The 18,073-nt window shown below is 26.5% G+C and carries 24 protein-coding genes; 20 read left to right on the top strand and 4 right to left on the bottom strand.

Annotation, left to right across the window (positions count from 1 at the left end; genetic code table 11):
- Positions 1 to 36: 36 nt before the first annotated feature.
- From BET03_RS02425 to BET03_RS02405, 6 genes are all read left to right on the top strand, one after another.
- Entirely contained in the window at positions 37 to 288 is a 252-nt protein-coding gene (locus tag BET03_RS02425) for a hypothetical protein (protein WP_183108683.1), read from the top strand.
- A 159-nt stretch (positions 289 to 447) separates the two neighbouring features.
- A complete protein-coding gene (locus BET03_RS02420; RefSeq protein WP_243096836.1) occupies positions 448 to 1,755 on the top strand; it encodes a glutamate--cysteine ligase in 1,308 nt (435 codons plus the stop codon).
- Positions 1,756 to 1,970: 215 nt separating this feature from the next.
- Positions 1,971 to 3,326, top strand: coding sequence for an APC family permease (locus BET03_RS02415; protein ID WP_120166858.1), 1,356 nt, complete (start codon positions 1,971 to 1,973; stop codon positions 3,324 to 3,326).
- Between the two features lie 110 nt (positions 3,327 to 3,436).
- Complete coding sequence (locus tag BET03_RS13560) at positions 3,437 to 3,613, top strand: hypothetical protein (RefSeq protein WP_183108682.1); 177 nt, start codon at positions 3,437 to 3,439, stop codon at positions 3,611 to 3,613.
- A gap of 137 nt (positions 3,614 to 3,750) precedes the next feature.
- A complete protein-coding gene (locus tag BET03_RS02410; RefSeq protein ID WP_120166856.1) occupies positions 3,751 to 3,942 on the top strand; it encodes a hypothetical protein in 192 nt (63 codons plus the stop codon).
- 80 nt (positions 3,943 to 4,022) lie between these two features.
- Positions 4,023 to 4,592, top strand: coding sequence for a DUF6512 family protein (locus BET03_RS02405; protein ID WP_120166854.1), 570 nt, complete (start codon positions 4,023 to 4,025; stop codon positions 4,590 to 4,592).
- On the opposite strand, the gene BET03_RS02400 is transcribed toward BET03_RS02405, so the two are convergent.
- The gene (locus BET03_RS02400; protein WP_120166852.1) at positions 4,574 to 4,774 is read right to left on the bottom strand and encodes a DUF6485 family protein; all 201 of its coding nucleotides are present in this window, start codon (positions 4,772 to 4,774) and stop codon (positions 4,574 to 4,576) included. The genes BET03_RS02405 and BET03_RS02400 overlap by 19 nt on opposite strands.
- A 266-nt stretch (positions 4,775 to 5,040) precedes the next feature.
- Here BET03_RS02400 and BET03_RS13555 point away from each other — a divergent pair, with 266 nt between their 5' ends.
- Complete coding sequence (locus BET03_RS13555; RefSeq protein WP_183108681.1) at positions 5,041 to 5,217, top strand: DUF6199 family natural product biosynthesis protein; 177 nt, start codon at positions 5,041 to 5,043, stop codon at positions 5,215 to 5,217.
- Positions 5,218 to 5,283: 66 nt separating this feature from the next.
- The gene (locus BET03_RS02395) at positions 5,284 to 5,976 is read left to right on the top strand and encodes an aspartate/glutamate racemase family protein (RefSeq protein WP_120166851.1); all 693 of its coding nucleotides are present in this window, start codon (positions 5,284 to 5,286) and stop codon (positions 5,974 to 5,976) included.
- 3 nt (positions 5,977 to 5,979) lie between these two features.
- On the opposite strand, the gene BET03_RS02390 is transcribed toward BET03_RS02395, so the two are convergent.
- Positions 5,980 to 7,269: a PQQ-binding-like beta-propeller repeat protein gene (locus tag BET03_RS02390; protein WP_183108680.1), complete on the bottom strand. Its 1,290-nt coding sequence runs from the start codon at positions 7,267 to 7,269 to the stop codon at positions 5,980 to 5,982.
- Positions 7,270 to 7,889: 620 nt separating this feature from the next.
- Here BET03_RS02390 and BET03_RS13770 point away from each other — a divergent pair.
- From BET03_RS13770 to BET03_RS02340, 10 genes are all read left to right on the top strand, one after another.
- Positions 7,890 to 8,117, top strand: a complete 228-nt coding sequence (locus tag BET03_RS13770; RefSeq protein WP_243096835.1) for a GNAT family N-acetyltransferase — start codon at positions 7,890 to 7,892, stop codon at positions 8,115 to 8,117.
- The gene (locus tag BET03_RS13765) at positions 8,099 to 8,365 is read left to right on the top strand and encodes a GNAT family N-acetyltransferase (RefSeq protein ID WP_341466500.1); all 267 of its coding nucleotides are present in this window, start codon (positions 8,099 to 8,101) and stop codon (positions 8,363 to 8,365) included. The genes BET03_RS13770 and BET03_RS13765 overlap by 19 nt, the downstream gene beginning before the upstream one ends.
- A 45-nt stretch (positions 8,366 to 8,410) precedes the next feature.
- Positions 8,411 to 9,022: a YdcF family protein gene (locus BET03_RS02380; RefSeq protein ID WP_207666024.1), complete on the top strand. Its 612-nt coding sequence runs from the start codon at positions 8,411 to 8,413 to the stop codon at positions 9,020 to 9,022.
- Positions 9,023 to 9,231: 209 nt separating this feature from the next.
- Positions 9,232 to 9,915, top strand: a complete 684-nt coding sequence (locus tag BET03_RS02375) for a hypothetical protein (RefSeq protein WP_120166845.1) — start codon at positions 9,232 to 9,234, stop codon at positions 9,913 to 9,915.
- Between the two features lie 844 nt (positions 9,916 to 10,759).
- Positions 10,760 to 11,029, top strand: coding sequence for a hypothetical protein (locus tag BET03_RS02365; RefSeq protein ID WP_120166841.1), 270 nt, complete (start codon positions 10,760 to 10,762; stop codon positions 11,027 to 11,029).
- A 233-nt stretch (positions 11,030 to 11,262) separates the two neighbouring features.
- Positions 11,263 to 11,793, top strand: a complete 531-nt coding sequence (locus BET03_RS02360; RefSeq protein ID WP_120166839.1) for a hypothetical protein — start codon at positions 11,263 to 11,265, stop codon at positions 11,791 to 11,793.
- Between the two features lie 416 nt (positions 11,794 to 12,209).
- Positions 12,210 to 12,674, top strand: coding sequence for an aminoacyl-tRNA deacylase (locus tag BET03_RS02355; RefSeq protein ID WP_183108679.1), 465 nt, complete (start codon positions 12,210 to 12,212; stop codon positions 12,672 to 12,674).
- Between the two features lie 624 nt (positions 12,675 to 13,298).
- Entirely contained in the window at positions 13,299 to 13,958 is a 660-nt protein-coding gene (gene yunB / locus BET03_RS02350) for a sporulation protein YunB (RefSeq protein WP_243096834.1), read from the top strand.
- Positions 13,959 to 13,982: 24 nt separating this feature from the next.
- Positions 13,983 to 15,272, top strand: coding sequence for a GTPase HflX (hflX, locus tag BET03_RS02345; protein ID WP_120166837.1), 1,290 nt, complete (start codon positions 13,983 to 13,985; stop codon positions 15,270 to 15,272).
- A 1-nt stretch (position 15,273) separates the two neighbouring features.
- Positions 15,274 to 15,924 (top strand): HEAT repeat domain-containing protein, encoded by a 651-nt coding sequence (locus BET03_RS02340; RefSeq protein WP_120166835.1) that lies wholly within the window; start codon positions 15,274 to 15,276, stop codon positions 15,922 to 15,924.
- Here the strand turns inward: BET03_RS02340 and BET03_RS02335 are convergent.
- Positions 15,916 to 16,380, bottom strand: coding sequence for a DUF3189 family protein (locus BET03_RS02335; protein WP_120166833.1), 465 nt, complete (start codon positions 16,378 to 16,380; stop codon positions 15,916 to 15,918). The two genes, BET03_RS02340 and BET03_RS02335, sit on opposite strands and share 9 nt — an antisense overlap.
- 180 nt (positions 16,381 to 16,560) lie before the next feature.
- Between BET03_RS02335 and BET03_RS02330 the strand changes: the two genes are divergently transcribed.
- Positions 16,561 to 16,995, top strand: coding sequence for an NUDIX hydrolase (locus BET03_RS02330; RefSeq protein ID WP_120166831.1), 435 nt, complete (start codon positions 16,561 to 16,563; stop codon positions 16,993 to 16,995).
- Between the two features lie 39 nt (positions 16,996 to 17,034).
- On the opposite strand, the gene BET03_RS02325 is transcribed toward BET03_RS02330, so the two are convergent.
- Positions 17,035 to 17,277, bottom strand: coding sequence for a hypothetical protein (locus BET03_RS02325; RefSeq protein ID WP_120166829.1), 243 nt, complete (start codon positions 17,275 to 17,277; stop codon positions 17,035 to 17,037).
- Positions 17,278 to 17,410: 133 nt separating this feature from the next.
- Between BET03_RS02325 and BET03_RS02320 the strand changes: the two genes are divergently transcribed.
- Entirely contained in the window at positions 17,411 to 18,058 is a 648-nt protein-coding gene (locus BET03_RS02320) for a YigZ family protein (RefSeq protein WP_120166827.1), read from the top strand.
- The last annotated feature ends 15 nt before the right edge of the window (positions 18,059 to 18,073 follow it).

Genomic DNA, 18,073 nt, shown 5'->3' with positions numbered 1-18,073 from the left:
GAGTATTTTAGGGCAGATGTATCCGTTGCACTTAATATGTTATCTAGTTATTCAGAGTTACCGCAATTACACAAATTATATGTTGCACTTTTAAATTTAAGAGAAAAATTTACAGAGCTTATTGAAAATGAAAAGGTTGTAAATTTAATTTGTAGTATAAATAGGAAAAGTGTAGGTATAAAAATTAAGACTATTTGTAATCCTGATCTAGAAATAACAATTGTAATGAAATTTGAGAATGATTTTTACAAGATATTTAATAAAAAACTGAACGTGATGAGTAAATAATAAAAGACTTCATTTGTAACTAATGACAAAAGGAGCCTTTTGCTAGAGTAGTTTTTATAAAGTAGATAATATAATATAATATATGTTAGAAGATGTTTATTTACTAAATAAATTTGGGTATATAATTAAAGGAGCTTGAAAATTTAGGAGGGAAATTAATTGATTGAATTGGAAAAGCAAATCGATGAAATTGTAAGATATATAGAAAGAGGAGAAAAAGATAAAAAGGATTTTAAACTAGGTGTTGAGTTTGAACATTTTATTGTAGATAAGCAGTCTTTAAGGACAGTTACATATTATGAAGATAAGGGAGTAAAACATACATTAAGGCAATTAATTAAAAAAGGCTGGAATGGTATATATGAAGGAGAGTATTTATTAGGATTAGAAAAAGACAACGCTTCAATAACATTAGAACCTGGAGCTCAACTTGAAATAAGTATTAAACCATACAAAAATATAGAAGAAATTGAAAGGGTATATTTAAATTTTTTAGAAGATTTAATTCCAATATTAGATAGTAAAAATCAAATTTTGCTGTCTTTAGGCTATCAACCTAAAACAAAGATTGCAAATATCCCTTTTATTCCTAAAGAAAGATACAAATACATGTCTAAATATCTACAAAAGAGAGGGAAATATGCCCTTAACATGATGAAGGGAACAGCCTCAACACAAGTAACTATTGACTATAAATCAGAGAAGGATTATATAAAAAAATTTAGGATTGCCAATTCTTTGTCACCGGTTATCTCTGCAATTTTTGATAACACACCTTTTTTTGAGGGTGAAGTATCTAAAAAGTATAATATTAGAACTTTAATATGGAACAATTGTGATGATGATAGGTGTGGAATAGTTGAAGGAGCTTTAGATAATGACTTTGGATATAAAAAATATGCACAATATATATTGAATCGACCACCTATAATAATTAAAAAAGATAATGATTTTTTATATACTAAAGGTAAAAGATTTAAGTATATATTTAATATTAGTAATAATAAAGAAAATGAGCTATCTCATGTACTTACAATGTTTTTCCCTGATGTTAGAACCAAAAAGTTTATTGAGATACGAATGGCAGATTCTATTCCATATCCATTGAATTTTTCTATTATAGCATTTTGGAAAGGCCTTTTATATAATGAAGATAATTTAAATATCTTAGATGAGTACTTAAATGATATAGATATTAGTGCAGTTTTAAAAGCTAAAAAAGACATCATTAATTATGGTATAAATACTTTATTTAAAGGTATACCTATTTATGAATTAGGTAAAAAAATACTTCAAATATCTAAGAAAGGACTTTGTAAAGAAGAAAGAGATTATTTAAATCCATTAGAGGAAATACTAATTAACAAAATAACGCCAACTTTAAAAACAAAACAAATGATAGCAAGGGGAAAATATGATGCATTAGACTGGTGTAATTTAAATAATGTAATCAAATGTAAAATATAAAATTTTATTGAAAGTATCCATACACTGGATACTTTTTTTTATTTATATGATTTCTTTGAATAAATCATTGACTATCATGTTTAACAAGATTAAAATGGAATAGTGATTGTCAAATTATGTTGAATTATTTACAAAATAATAGTGCATGTTCTATTCAAACTTACAATTAAACTGTAATATTTTTTGAAATATATAAGAAAGGGAGTGTAATAACAATGGAAGCAAAAAGTCAAGTTTTAAACTCTAGTATTAAAACAAATAATTCAGATAACTTGAAAAAAGAAATAGGATTAATCGATGCAATATCTGTTGTAATTGGAATTGTAATAGGTTCAGGAATATTTTTTAAAGCTTCAATGGTTTTTAAAAGTGCTGGTACACCAATGTTAGGTTTATTGGCATGGGTTATAGGTGGATTAATTACAATGGCTTCTGCTCTAACAATTGCAGAAATTGCAACTGCAATACCTAAAACTGGAGGAGTTTTTGCATATTTAAAAGAATTATATGGTGAAAAGTGGGCATTTTTATTTGGATGGGTTCAGACGTTTATATATATACCTGGCGCAGGAGCAGCTTTAGCTATTATTTTAGCCACACAAGCAACATATTTTATACCAATGACAGAAATACAGCAAAAACTTTTAGCAATTACAGTATTACTAACTATAATAGTTGGAAATATCTTATCAACTAAATTAGGAAGTAGGATACAATTTATTTCAACAATAGGTAAGCTTGTACCAATTTTTATAATAATAATATTTGGAATTTTAAATGGAACTAATAATAATCTTTTGACTTCCTCAACTGGTACTGTAACAGTTACTGGTTTTGGAACAGCAATTTTAGGAACACTCTGGGCATATGATGGATGGATTAGTGTTGGCAATATAGCTGGAGAATTGAAGAATCCGAAAAAAGATATACCTAAAGCAATAATTTTTGGTATACTAACTATTATTATAGTTTATGTTTTGATTAATTTAGCAATTATTAAAGTAATACCAGTAGAAAATGTTGTTAAGTCTGTAGCACCTGCATCAGATGCTGCCAATAAAATTTTTGGTTCAGCAGGTGGTAACTTAATCTCAGCAGGTATATTAATATCAATATTTGGTGCACTAAATGGATATTTACTAACTGGTGTACGAATACCTTTTGCTATGGCTAAAAATGGACTTCTTCCATTTTCTAAGCATATAGGTAAAATTGATGAAAGATTTAATACACCTCTCAATTCTTTTGTATTTGAGGGTATCTTAATTTGTATATATATTTTTACTGGGTCATTTGAAGCTTTAACTAATTTAGTAATTTTTGTTTTATGGATTTTCTTTACTATGACAGTAGCTGGAATTTTTATTTTGAGAAAAAAATATGACGAAAGCAAAAGACCATATAAGGTTCCTTTATATCCAATAATACCTTTAATTGGTATTTGTGGTGGGCTGTATATTATATTTAGTACATTAATAACAAGTACAGGAAATGCTCTTATTGGTCTAGCTCTAACATTTGCAGGTTTGCCTTTTTATAATTATATAAAGAAAAAAAGAAAAGTTTTATAGTATAAAAATGCCTAAAATTAATCAGAAAGTCATAAATTTAGAATAATACCATTTTTAAAGAGTATAAATAGTGTTATCACTTCCCAAAATATAAAAGAGGGAGTGATAATATGAATAAAAATAAAAAAGATAAAAAACTTATGGATAATAAGGATTTAAAAATAGATGATGTCTTAAATCAATATGATGATAAAAAAGAGGATATGCTTCAAAAAGATGTATTTAAAGATGTATTAGATGCTAATCTTATAGGCATACAAGATAAAAAAGATGATAAAATTAAATAATTAATTAAAACAAAAAGTCAAGGTTATCCTTGACTTTTTTATTTAAGGTTTATTAAGATATAAAAAATTAATGGACTGGAAGGTATTGTAATTGATAAAATAGAATATATAAATTAATTATTAAAAAGGATGATAATATGAAAAATATTCTTAGTTGGGCTGTTGTTCTTTCATTTATATTACTTTTTTTAGCTGGGATATCTCATGTATTTGTGATAATAGGATTAACTTTAGGTATTATTAGTGTAGTAGGGCTAATTATTATCTTAATAATAGAACGAATAAAGGATAGAGAAAAGGAGGATGAAGAAGATATAGATAAATATTAGATATAGTAAAAAAAAAGTATAAATACAAAATATAAGACATACACTCCATATATATAGATATATTAAAAGGAGTGAAATGTATGGGTAAAATTAAAAATAACAAATATGTATTCTATTGGGAAGTTGGAGGCATATTTTTTTTAATAATATTTGGTTCTATTTTACATTTTATCTATGAATGGTTTAGTTATCCAATAATTGGGATATTTAGTCCAGTAAATGAAAGTGTATGGGAACATCTTAAATTAGGTTACTGGTCACTTTTTCTATTTTCAATATTAGAATATAGATATATCAAAGATAAAGTTAATAATTTTATTGTAGCAAAGGCTTTAGGAATATTTACTTTACAATTATTTATTATTGTTTTTTATTATTCTTATACTAGCATATTAGGAAAAAATATTTTAGTATTAGATATACTGTCATATATAATAGGTTCTATATCATGTCAAATTATAAGCTATAAAATACTCATGTATCGTAAATTAGGTTATATTGCTACAATCATTAGTATCTGTTTTATTATTACACATGCGTTTGCTTTGGCTATCTTTACCTTTTATCCTCCTAAACTTCCAATTTTTAAAGATAATCGAACTGGGCAATATGGAATAGGGAAGTTAATCGATTACTTATTGTTTTTGTAATCTGCAATAAAGTTCTCTATTGACCTATCATAAGTTTTTTCCCCAGCTTCTGTGAAAAAACAACCAGGTATTTCATTTTTACCCCTATGGTAGCTTATACATTCACAACATTTTCCACGTCTTAGACATGCAGTGTAAGTACATGTACAATTATCAATATTACATTTTAAATCAGCACTCATAATACCATCTTTTCACTAAAATTTGTAATTTACATATAATATTATATTATTTCAATTATTAATAATCAATGGAATAAAAACATTAGGTTTTAATATAAAGATAGTATGCTGTTTTTTACCATATAAATAACTTAAAATATAATTAAAAAATCAAAAGGGCGAGAGACTAGTGTATTTTAAAAAATTGTTGATTCAAAATGCTATTTATCACCTATTAATGTAGAGGACTATAAAAATATATAGATATTTTCTAAGGAGGCTTTAATATGAATGGTTTTATATCTTTTATACTTATTGTTTTAGGAATAACTAATATAATTGCTCCTAAGATAGGCTGGTATTTAAGTCATGGTATGCATTATAAAGATGCAGAGCCAAGTGATGCTTCACTTATTTTAGGCAGGCTAGGGGGGGATTGTTATATTTTTAATAGGATTTTTTAACTTATTTTTTGGATAAAAACTATTTAAAATAGTTAAAGAAGAAAATAGAATGTAGGAGTGAAATTAATGAAGACAATTGGTTTAGTTGGTGGAATGAGTTGGGAATCTACATTAAGCTATTACCAAATTATTAATAAAGAAGTAAACAAAAGATTAGGGGGTTATCGCTCTGCTAAATGTCTTATATATAGTGTAGATTTTGCTGAGATTGAATATAACCAAAGAGTAGGTAATTGGAATGTTGTTAAAAATATAATTATAAATTCTATACGTAGCCTTGAAAAAGCTGGAGCAGATTTTATTGTTATATGCACAAATACTATACATAAATATGCTGATGTAATTCAATCAAAAGTAAACATTCCAATTTTACATATAGCACATGCTACTGGAAAAGCTATTAAAGGTAAAAAAATAAATACAGTTGGCTTATTAGGAACAAAATATACTATGGAAAGTAATTTTTATAAAGATTACTTAGAAAAATTAAATATAAAAGTAATTATCCCAAAAAATAGCGAAAGAGAAACAATAAATAAAATTATTTTTGAGGAATTATGTTTAGGTAAAATCAAAGAAAATTCTAAAAAAACAATAAAAGATATAATAAATAATTTAACACTAAGGGGTGCTGAAGGAGTTATATTAGGATGTACTGAGTTGCCACTTATAATTAAAGGTGAAGAAATTAAAATATCCCTATTTGACACAACCTATTTACACGCTACTGAGGCTGTTGAATACGCTCTTAAAAAGTAAACTCTATGTTATTTTTACACAATATATTTTATCGCCCCTTGTAGCTATAACAGCGTAGTTAGTATAAACTGCCGGTGAACTTTCTATATTAAATTTAAGGTCTATTTTATCTACAATCTTTCCTGTTTTTCCTTTTATTAAGTACATATACCCCTTTGAATCACATTGAATTATATATGCCTTACCATTTTTAGAATATATATCAACAGGTGAGGACCAACTATAGTTTTTCATTTCCCATCTCCATATTTCTTTACCAGTTTTTTTATCTAATGCTACCATAAGACTAGAATTAAAGTTTTTATACCTAGCAAGAGTAAATATAACAATATTTTTTATCTCTTTCTTTCCTATAACATTAGTAGCAAACATTCCACCATTTATAGGATGTTTTCCCTTGACAGATAAGCAACGATATTCTTTTTTCCATACAATTTTCCCATTTAAACCATTTAATTTCCTTATAATAGACATTCCATTTTTACCTTGTTTGTCCACTTCAGTTCCTGAATATAGATATGGTATTCCATTGTCTATTTCAAGGGTAATTGTAGCATCTATATCATCAGATTTTTCTAATGCCCAAATAGGACTTAAAGTTGTTAGATCAATAGCTTGAATACTTCCCCCATTATCAGCAAAATATGCAACATTTCTGTAAGCTGCAACCGAGTTTTCAATTCCCTGAAAATTATTGTTTTTTATTTTATATCTATATTTAATTAATTTTGGATTAATTTTTATAGTACCTTTATTAATATCAAAATTAGTATTTAGCTTAACAAAATAGAAAAGCCCATTTTCCCCACCTAAAATAAAAGTATCAGTATTACGATTTATTAAAGCAGAACCATCGAATGCTCCCCATTTTCTAAAAGCAATACTATCTATACCATTAATAAAATAGAGTAATTTTCCATTAATAAGGTTAAATATTCTATAACCAATCTTACCAGTTTCGGGTATACCTTGACCAACATATAATAGGGGATAACCCCTAGGATCAATAGATACACTGCCCTTTATGGGATTTTTAATACTAATTGGTTTTCTTGATAACTCCCCAGATTCTAAATCAAAAAAATATATTTTGCCATCCAATGAACCATAAATTACTTCAACAAAATCTTTCTTATTTTTAAACTTTTCTTTTATATTCATAATTTTTTTTACTTTATCAGGCCATTTAACTATAACAGGTTGTCCAGTCCAACCTGCTCCCCCTCCCCAGGATAGAGAAGAGGTTGTAAACTCCCAACTTTTGATTAATTTTTTTTCCTTTATATCAACCACCCCAAAGCTGGGGGCGTTTCTTAGATTATTTCCCCTAAAAGTAATAACACCTTTTAATTTAGTATATCTTTTAGGGAATACCTGCTTATTATCTTTATTAAAAATAACTTTTGTGTTATCATTGTTAAATAAAGTATAACTGATATTTTTAGTGTAAAACCCTTTTAAGACTAAAGGGTTATTTTTACTCTTACTATTAATTTGATTATTATGGGAATTTTTGTATTTTTGCCTTTTTAAGTCTGCTAAGAGTTTTTCGTTTAAACATTCTGACTTAACAGGAGGAATATAATTACTGCTAAAATTTACTATACAACTTGTATTACAAATAATAAGAACGATGGCTGATAAAAGTAGCATATAAATTAAGTTTCTCCTATATTTCATAAAATCACCTTTTTTAGTAAAATTGGCAAATTGTTTTTTATTTAATTTTTAAAACAGTTGTATTTGCATAGAAAAATTTACCAATAATAAACTATGAAGTAAAAAAAATAAATATGACAATTGAACTTAAGATATTCATAAAGGAGAAATATAACGTAATATAATTAATTCACTATATGGCTTGCTAGTGAATATAAAATAAATATCAGTATTAAGTGGGAGGGAAAATTGAGATGAATATCCTAATAAGGGAAGCCAATATAAAGGATTATGATGACTCATGTGAAATCTATAATGAACTTGATGAATATCATCGAGATAATCATCCTGAACTTTTTAATAAAATTAAGGGGAAACCAAGAACTAAAGAATATATTTCAAAACTAATCAACAATAAAAACAATGGACTATTTGTAGCAGAGGTTGATTCAAAAATAGTGGGATTTCAGAATGTTATATAAAGGAGTCGTCTCCATTTTCAATAATTAGAAAAAGAAAATGGGTACAATTAGATAACATTGCTGTAAAAAGTGATTATCAAAATAAAAGAATTGGATCTATGTTATTAGAAAAGGTAATTGAATGGTCTAGAAATAAAGACATTAAAAGAATAGAGTTAAATGTATACACCTTTAACGATAAAGCTATACAATTTTACAATAGTAAGAATTTCAAAGATTTAAAGAAAACTATGTATTTAGATTTATAATTAATATGTTTAATTTTAAATCTAAAAAGTAGGAGGCTTATGTTTTTGAAAAAAATAAATTATACGAAACTTTTATATAAATTACCTTTATATTTTTTTATAATGTGGTTTGTTTCATTTATGCTAATTGAAGGACTAATCATAACATCAATTAAATCGGATGAGAACTTTAAAGTAAAATATCTATTAATTCTAGGTGCAGGATTAAGGGGAGAAGAACCATCTTTGACACTTATGACTCGTTTAAATAGAGGGTTAGAATACTTAGAGAGAAATCCTAAAACGAAAGTAATAGTTTCAGGTGGACAGGGTCCTGATGAGCTAATAACAGAAGCTGAAGCAATGAAACGGTTTCTAATAAAAAATGGAATAGAAGAAAATAGGATTATAAAAGAAGAAAAATCTACTAGTACTTATGAAAATATTATTTTTACTAAAAAAATATTAGATAAAGAAGAAGGCAAGAAAAAACATGATATTATGATAGTTACAAGTGATTATCATTTATTCAGAGCCAAATATCTTGCTTATTTAAATGGTTTTAATCCTTATGTACTCTCAGCTAAAACACCTAGATTTTTAATTGTAACTTATTTTATCAGAGAATATTTTGCAATAATAAAATCTTTAATTTTTGATACTGGATTGATTTTTTAATAATATAAAACCTATTAATTAAATATAGCCAAGTCTTATCCATTTTCCTTTACTAAAGAGGGAACTTTTGTATTTTTACTATATATATTTGTAATATAATTTGTGAATTTAATCAATCATTAATATTTTTATTCATATAAACCTAATTAAATTATTATAGTATTGTATAAGAAAAATAAATGCATTGGTAAGAATGGGGGAAAATTAAATTGTTTAAACATATTAAATTTATAGCTATTTTATTAATTTTAACTTTAGCTATGTCATTATCAGCTTGCTTAGAAGATATAGTAGATAGCAATACAAGCTTAACTAATATAAAAATAGAAGAATATTTACCTAAAAATAATTTGCTGAAAGCGTTTAACGGAGGATTTGAGAATTCAGGTACAATACATATAATTAATAAAATTGACTCAGATAAATATCAAACAAATATAATTAATTATGGAAATACTGTCGTTAGAGTATATAAAGTAACTAATCAATATATTAAATTAGTTTATAATGAAAGCGGTTCTGGAGTTTTTGATAAAAATTATTCAGACGAAACAGCAAACAAAAATATTATAGTACTAAAAACTCCTATTGCAATAGGTACAAGTTGGAAAAGCAAAGATGGTACAAAATATGAAATTACGGGAGTGAATAAAAAGGTTACTACGCCGTCTGGAGATTATATAACATTAGAAATTACAACAATAAGAGATAATTACCAAATAAAAAATTATTATGTTAAGGAAATTGGATTAGTAAAGAGGGTAAGAAATTATGAATACGGAGATTTAACGCTAGTAGAAAGTCTTGTTAAAGTAGAAAAGCTTCATTCTAAAATTGAGCTTAATAATGAACAGATAAATAAATTGATAGATAAATACTTAGGTGATATTTAACATGACAAAGGGACGTTTCGTCTGTCATATTAAGGAAATAAAAAATATTGTTAATAAAAACCTACATTAATTTTGTAGGTTTTTTTCTTTTTGATATAAAGAAAATTACTTAGCATTTAGAATATAAAAGAGGAGGTGGGTTACATGTATAGAAATGTAAATAAATACAAGCTTTATTAATTGAATTTCTTATTGCAATATTAAAGGTAATAGATGTATGTGACTATTTTATTTTTAAGAATTAGGTTAGCATTGATAGATTTGTCTTGGAAGATTACAACTTTGAATGAAAACATTCTAAAAAGAATATTATTTATTGTATTTGGAATAGTTACTTTATATTTTTTAAGGCAAAAAGTATTTGCAAATTTCTAATAAAGCAATTTTTTATAGATAAATGGATATTTGCTACAAGGGGGATTGGTGTGTTTTATCTTTATCTGACATTAATTTTTTGTTTACTAATTATATCAATATCTTTACTAAAGAAGGAAAAAGAAAAAGGACTATGGATTAAGATTGTACTAATTTTCTTTAGTTTTTATTTTTCTTTAAATATAGGATTTATTAAAATACCCCTATTAATTATAATAGTATGTTTTGTAGTCATTACTAAATCACGTGTAAATAAGGAAATTAAGTTGCAAGCTCTTGTGTTTTCTTTATTAATGTTCATAATTGTTCAATACATAATGATACCTTTACCAATCAATGAAAGATTTGAATTAAAAAACAAATAAGAGAAGTTGATAAGTTTAAGGAAATAAAATCGATTCATTACTATTCACAAGAATCATCGATTCAAGATAAGATGAGAAGATTTGGAACTGACAGTTGTCAAATCATGTTTAGTACATGGGTATATGATTATAAGAAGATACCTATAAAAAATTATGAATGGATTTGGAGACATAGTTATACAGAATTAGATATATACTGGAGTGTTCATAATGGGCCCAATCAATCTCAAGTATATATAAGATTTAATCAAACAGGGGAGGAATATTTAGGTTTTTTTAAAAAAGATAATAAAGGAGAATATTATTTAGAAGTAGTAATTGAGGGCAAATTAAAAAAAGGGCAAAGACCTAAATCCTTATTTGATAAATTTTAAGACGGTATACAATATCATATACTTTGATGAGTATAATTTTTATATATTGTTTATTACAAAAAGTAATCTTAACAGCATAATGGAGTTGAATATTACTTATTGGTACTAAATTACGTGCAAATACTGCATTATAAAAAATAGAGATTAAGGGGTTATTTTATAAGGTTAAATTCATAAAATATATGAAGTTATATAATTATAATAAATTGTGATATAAAGATCAGGAGGTTAATATGAAACGAAAAGTGATTGTTATATTAGGAATCATTCTAACAGTTATGTCAATATTTTATTTGTATAGACCTACTTATGGGAGTGATAAGGTTTCTATTAATAAAATCATATCAAACAGTGATATTATAACCCAACCAATTTCTATCATTGATGTGATTGATTTTGAAGAATATAGATTTGCTGGATTTGTAGAAGGTGGGTATAATTTAGGAATTGCAGTTTTTAAAAAAGATAATAATGGGAATTATAAGTGTCAATCAATTGAAAAAAAATCATCTAATATTTCTATTTCTAAGTTTTTTATGCCATTTTTTAATAGAGGTACACAGAGTGGTATACGGGGTGTAGATATTATAGTAAGTAATAATCCAGATTTTGCAAAAGTAAAACATGTAATAAATGATAAATATATTTATGAAAAAGAAGCTAATGGTGTAGGAATGGTGTTACTAGAAATTGATATTCCAGAATCAGAAATGCAAGGAAGCATTTATTATTATGATATACAAGGAAAACGTCTAAAGCAATAATGATAATAGATATCATTTTGATCATTTACAACAAAGTTATGTTAAACCTTATTATTGTTAAATAATTACAGTTAGAAAAGATGTCACTAGATTTTATAGCAACATGTTTGAACATATTAAAAATTCTAATATCTTTTTATTAATATCTTTTGGTTTAATATGGTATAAACCCAAAAACAAAGTAGAGAAGAGCAGACATGAATATTTTTATGGTTAAGTATTTCTATTATTAACATCATTTATATCGTTTAGAATAGGAACAATATTAATATGGATTAGTACGATAATTAAAAAGTATAACAATAAGATAGGTGTTTATAGTAAAAAAGAACAATATGAAATCAGAAGGAATTTATTAACAATTTATAGAAATAAATAATACTATGAAAATGCTTTTTATAAAAGGAGGAAAAACGATGACAAATTTTGAAGAAAAATTGATCAATTACATTACCGATAACTGTATAGAGGCACAACATTTGACATTTCAGGAATCCTGCCATTCCGTAGAAGAGGCAGCTAGAGCAGTTAAAGCTAGTCCTGAAGACCTTGTGAAAAATATTTGCTTTATAGATGAACAAAATAATCTAATTGTAGCTATTGTTAAAGGTGAAGACAAAGTAGATACTTCTAAAATTAGAAAACTTTTAAATATTAAAAAGGTTAGGCCTGCAAAACCTGACGAAATTCTTCAAAAGACAGGGTATATCTGTGGTGGTGTACCTTCTTTCGGATATGAGGCTATATACTTAGTTGATTCAAAAGTTATGGATAAAGACATCGTTTATTCAGGTGGAGGATCCCAGAATGCATTGGTAAGAATATCACCTCAAGAACTTTTGAAGGCTAATGATGGTCAAGTTGTAGATATAAATAAATAGAATAAAAAACTTTTTTTAAACTTAACTAGTTATACTAATAAAAGTTACAAATAGAGAAACTCAAGTTTATTATGCTAAACAATTTGAGGTTTTCACACAATATTATTTTTTGTTATTATATGTATTATTAACAACATTAACTTTATATGTATTTCATAGAGTTGTCTATTTTAACACTGATGAAGAAAAGGTTATTTTCCATACTAGTATAATTGATTAACGAAAATTAAAGATAATCATAAATAGTTTTAGTCCGAATAAACAATTATCGGAGTTTTCTTTGGGTTAACCTACATATATTACATATCAGATTATATATAAGCGTAGGAAAACATAATTTGACACACTAAGTTTTTGATTAAGGGTAATCACCTTAAAATTCAAAAACTTAGTAAATACCCAGTTCGTTATGTAAATTCATAGTCTCTATTCAATTATGAATAGGGCTTTTTACATAAAGAAAGAAGGAAAAGTTGTCAAATTGATGAATTGTCAGTAACTATGACAAAGGTATATTTTATTTGTCAGAAACTATAAAACCCTATCCCTTTGCTTTACAGAATTGAAAACATTTTTATTAAACATTCCCCTTTATACTGCATAAACTGTAAAAGGGGGCTTATTTTGAAATACAGAAATAAAAAAAGGAAAAAAAGGTTTTTTATTATAGTGATATTATGTACAATTGTTATATATGGGTTCATTATAGTAGATAGAAATCTTAAACCAACCATACTTGCAATTTCAGAGGTTAAAGCAAGAATGATTGCAACCCAAGCTATAAATGATGCTGTGAAGGTAAAAATAAATGAAGATATAAAATACAAAGATCTAATATTTGTTAAATATGATAATGAAGGTAAAGTTACAATGATGCAAGCTAATACTGTTATGATGAATAGTATTGCTTCAGAAGTTGCCTTAGGGGTACAAGAGAATATGAGGCAAATTGCAACTAGTAGCATAAAAGTTCCGTTGGGAAATGCATTTAATAGTCAACTTTTAGCTCAGGTAGGTCCCAAAATAAGCATAAAAATAGTTCCTAAAGGTACTGTAACAGTTGATTTTACAACCGAATTTGAAGAATCAGGTATTAATCAGACTAGGCACAAGGTATATCTAACAATCATTACTGATGTTAGAATAATAGTCCCTTTAGCATCAGATACAATAAGAATAGCTACTAATGTTCCAGTAGCAGAAACAGTAATTGTTGGAGATGTTCCAGAAAGCTATATTAATGTTCCAGAAGAGGACTTTCTAAACGTAGTACCAACAGATTAGTATAATAAGATATGAGGTGGTTTAATGAATTTATCTAAAGATAAAGAAAATGTATTAATTGTGGGTGTAGATTTACAAAGTAATAATAGCAATATAGACAGTTCTATGAATGAGTTGAGTGAATTAGTTAAAGCAGCGGGAGGAATTGTAGTTTCTCAAATAATACAGAAAAGAAAAAAGATTGATCCAGCATATTTTATTGGAAAAGGAAAAGCAGAGGAAATTGCAAACTATTGTAAGGGACTAGATATAGATACTGTAATTTTCAATGATGAATTATCAGGTGCACAATTAAGAAATTTAGAAGAATTGATTAAAAGAAAAATAATTGATAGAACAACTCTTATACTAGATATTTTTGCAAATAGAGCAACTACTAAAGAGGGGAAACTACAGGTAGAGTTAGCTCAATTAAAATACAGATTACCAAGATTGATTGGTCTTGGAGAAGTCCTATCAAGAACAGGGGCTGGTATAGGTACAAGGGGTCCTGGGGAAAAGAAATTAGAAATTGATAGAAGGCATATATTAAAGAGAATTTCTGAAATAGAAAGGCAATTAAAAAAATTAAAGAGGGTTAGAAAGGTAAAAAGAAAAAAAAGACAAGAATCAAATTTACCAATAGTTGCTCTAGTAGGATATACAAACGCAGGTAAATCTACACTTTTAAATACATTAGCCAGTATAAACTCAGAAAATAATTTATTAAAAGAAGTGTTTACTAAAGATATGCTTTTTGCAACTTTGGAAACAACTTTAAGAAAGGGAAAATTGCCTAATGGTAGAGATTATCTTATTACTGACACTATAGGTTTTGTAAGTAAATTACCAACTCACTTAGTAGAAGCTTTTAAAGGAACTTTAGAGGAAGTAGAATATGCTGATTTGCTTCTTCATGTAGTTGATATAACAAATAGGGATTTAGAAATTCAGATAGAAACAACACTTAATGTATTAAAAGACTTAGATGTATTAGATAAGCCTATTATTACTGTTTTTAATAAAATTGATAAGTCTTCTTTAAAGGAAATTTTACCATATCAAATTGATGGACCTAAAGTATATATATCTGCAAAAACTGGCCAAAATCTAGATGAATTATTAAATAAAATTCAAGATTGTTTACCTCAGAAATTTTATAATGTTCTGCTTTCCATTCCTTATAATGAGGGGAATTTAATATCATATATTTTTGATAATGCTGAAGTTTTAGAAAAAGAATATACTAGCTCAGGAGTTAATATAAAAGCAAAATTAAATGAAATAGAATTTAACAAATATAGAAAATTTGTAAAAGAACACAAGGGTGAATAAAATGGAACAGAAAAAGATAAGTTGGGAGAATATAGATAAGCTAGAGGACCATTTTATAACCTATTTATTATATAAAGAAGGAAAAAGTCCAAAAACTATTGCCAAAATTAGAAGGATGAATAAAAAAGAGGTAGAACAGCATATAATTAGAAGTAAAATAGAAATTAATAAAAAAAGAGAGCAAAAGGAAGATTTATTAATAAAAATAATTAGTATGGATAAAGAAAGTAGACTAGAGTATCTAAATAAATTAAACAAAGAAGAAAGAGAAAAAATTTCTCAAGATATATATAAACGTTATATCAAATTTAAAAATCCTGATGATAGAATGATTCTTATATGGTTAATAGGAGAGCTTAAAAATAAAAGGTTATTGCCTTTTCTTAGAATGGAATTAAAGAGTAAAAATGTTAATTATAGAAGACTTGCCTGTTCAGCTTTAGGAAAAATAAAAGATAAAGATACAAAAAAATGGTTAGAAAGGGTCTTAACCGATGAAAATCCACAAGTAAGACAATATGCTGCTAAGGCCCTATCTCATATAGGGGATTTAGAAACAGTAAATAAACTTAAAAAGCTAACTATTAATCCAAAGGAAAAAGAATATGTAAAAAGGGCCGCAATGATTGCCATTACAGAAATTTTAAGTTAATTGTTTAATTATATCTTTTGTATTTTGTACTATGTTTACTAAATCATTGTATGCTAGTAGAGTGCCTCTAGCTACTATTGGTCTCCCTAGTGATACTAGCTTCAATCTTCGTGAGCTAAAACCACCAATTTTCATTAAAAGGTTTACTGCACTCATAGTATTAATAGCAAGTAATTCATTTTTAGATCCACCTGCTAATTCCCATGAATCTTTAATAGCAGGTATGACTATGTTTGGTGCAAACTGTCTACTTAACGTAAAAATTTTATTGTTATCTTTATCTATACCTCTAAAAATAATTTTACCTCTATCTTGTTTATTTAATCTATCAAAATAGGGAACTGATAATATTTCTTCTAATGAAGGTTTTTTATCTATTGGTAAAATTCCAAGATGTATTGCAGAGGCAATTACAGAAGAATGAGAACCTCCAACACAATGATATATTATATTCATCCAATCACCTCAGTAATTTTAGTATACAAATTTAATTTTCCCACAAAAAGTTAATATTATTTATAATTAGAGAGCTTTATGTATAAACTAAAAGATAATAGCTGACAAAATAGTCTGAATAGTGTTGCAATTCTAAAAAATTTATAATATAATAGTAAAAAATGGGAGGAGGCATTTAAAATGCTGTTTAGAAATTGTGCTGGTGGTGTTGTTTTTCATAATGAAAAGGTTTTTCTGTTAAAAAATGAAAAGGGAGAATGGGTTTTACCTAAAGGAAAAATTCGTAACGGTTTCCTCGCTACTGAGACTGCTGTGAAAAGAGTTAAAGAAGAAGCAGGTCTTGATGCAAAAATTATTTCAACTGCTGGGGAAACAAGTTACGAATTTTATTCTTTAACGAGACAAAAACCGGTTTGCAATGAAATAGTATGGTTTATAATGGAAACGGATAATGAAGATTATAGAATAAATGAAGAAGAGGATTTTATTGACGGGGGATTTTTTACAATAGAAGAGGCACTTGAAAAGATAACATATAGTCAAGATAAATCATTAGTAAATCTTTCATATAAAAAATATCTAAAACTTAAAAATAAAAATATAGCTTTAGCTTAGTATAAAGTTAAGGCTGTTGGAATACTTCAACAGCCTTTCTTAGTGTTTATTTTTACAATTGCACTTATCACAGGAACAATTTATATTAAATGATTTTTTTACCTTTTCTATATCATTTTTTATTTGCTTTATTAATTTATTCTGTTTATCTAAAGCTTTTCTTAAAGTATGTTTATCTGCACTATTAACACTATTATACTTATCTAAAAGCAAATCTTTTGTATGATAAGCCTCTGTTAGTTCTTCTTGTAATTTATTAAGAATTTTTTTTGATCTTTTCATATCTTCACCCCATTTTGTTTACATTATTATATTATATACAGCATAGATATTCAATACGTAGAGCACTTAAATCTCTTTAAATTTATGGAATAGATGTTATAATATTATTAGTCTGTAAAAGGGAGAGGGTAAGATGAAAGATAGATACAAAACTGTACATAACTTTGGTTGTGATGAGATAATAATAAATAAATCAAGGTTTATAGGATATTGTAAGCCTATATCCACTGAACAAGAAGCTATTGATTTTATAGAAGAGATAAACACAAAACATAGAGATGCAACACATAATGTTTATGCTTATGTATTTGGCGAAAATAGTAACATACAAAGATATAGTGATGACGGAGAACCTAGTGGAACAGCAGGAATTCCTGTTTTGGAAGTAATAAAAAAGGAAGATTTAAGAAATGTAGTTGTGGTGGTTACTAGATATTTTGGTGGAATTAAATTAGGTGCAGGTGGACTTGTTAGGGCCTATACAAAAGGTGCTAAAATAGGTTTAGAGGCAGCGAAAATAGTAGAAAAGGTATTATATAAAAGAATAAAGGCTAGAATAGACTATACACTATATGGAAAGATAGAAAATGTGTTGATGAAAAATGGATATATTATAGATAATGTTATCTATGATACTGCTGTAAATCTTATTATATTAACTGAAACAGAAAGAAAAAAAGCATTAGAAAATCTATTGGTAGAGGCAACAAATGCAAAGGTGGAAATTGAGGAGATAGGTGAGGAATATTTTTCTGTGTTAGATGGGAAGATCGTTAAATAAGGGATTAAATTGAAG

It is taken from the genome of Thermohalobacter berrensis, assembly GCF_003609645.1.
GTDB classification, from domain to species: domain Bacteria; phylum Bacillota; class Clostridia; order Tissierellales; family Thermohalobacteraceae; genus Thermohalobacter; species Thermohalobacter berrensis.
Note: the sequence above shows the minus strand (reverse complement) of the source record. Positions and strands in the feature narration are given on the sequence as shown.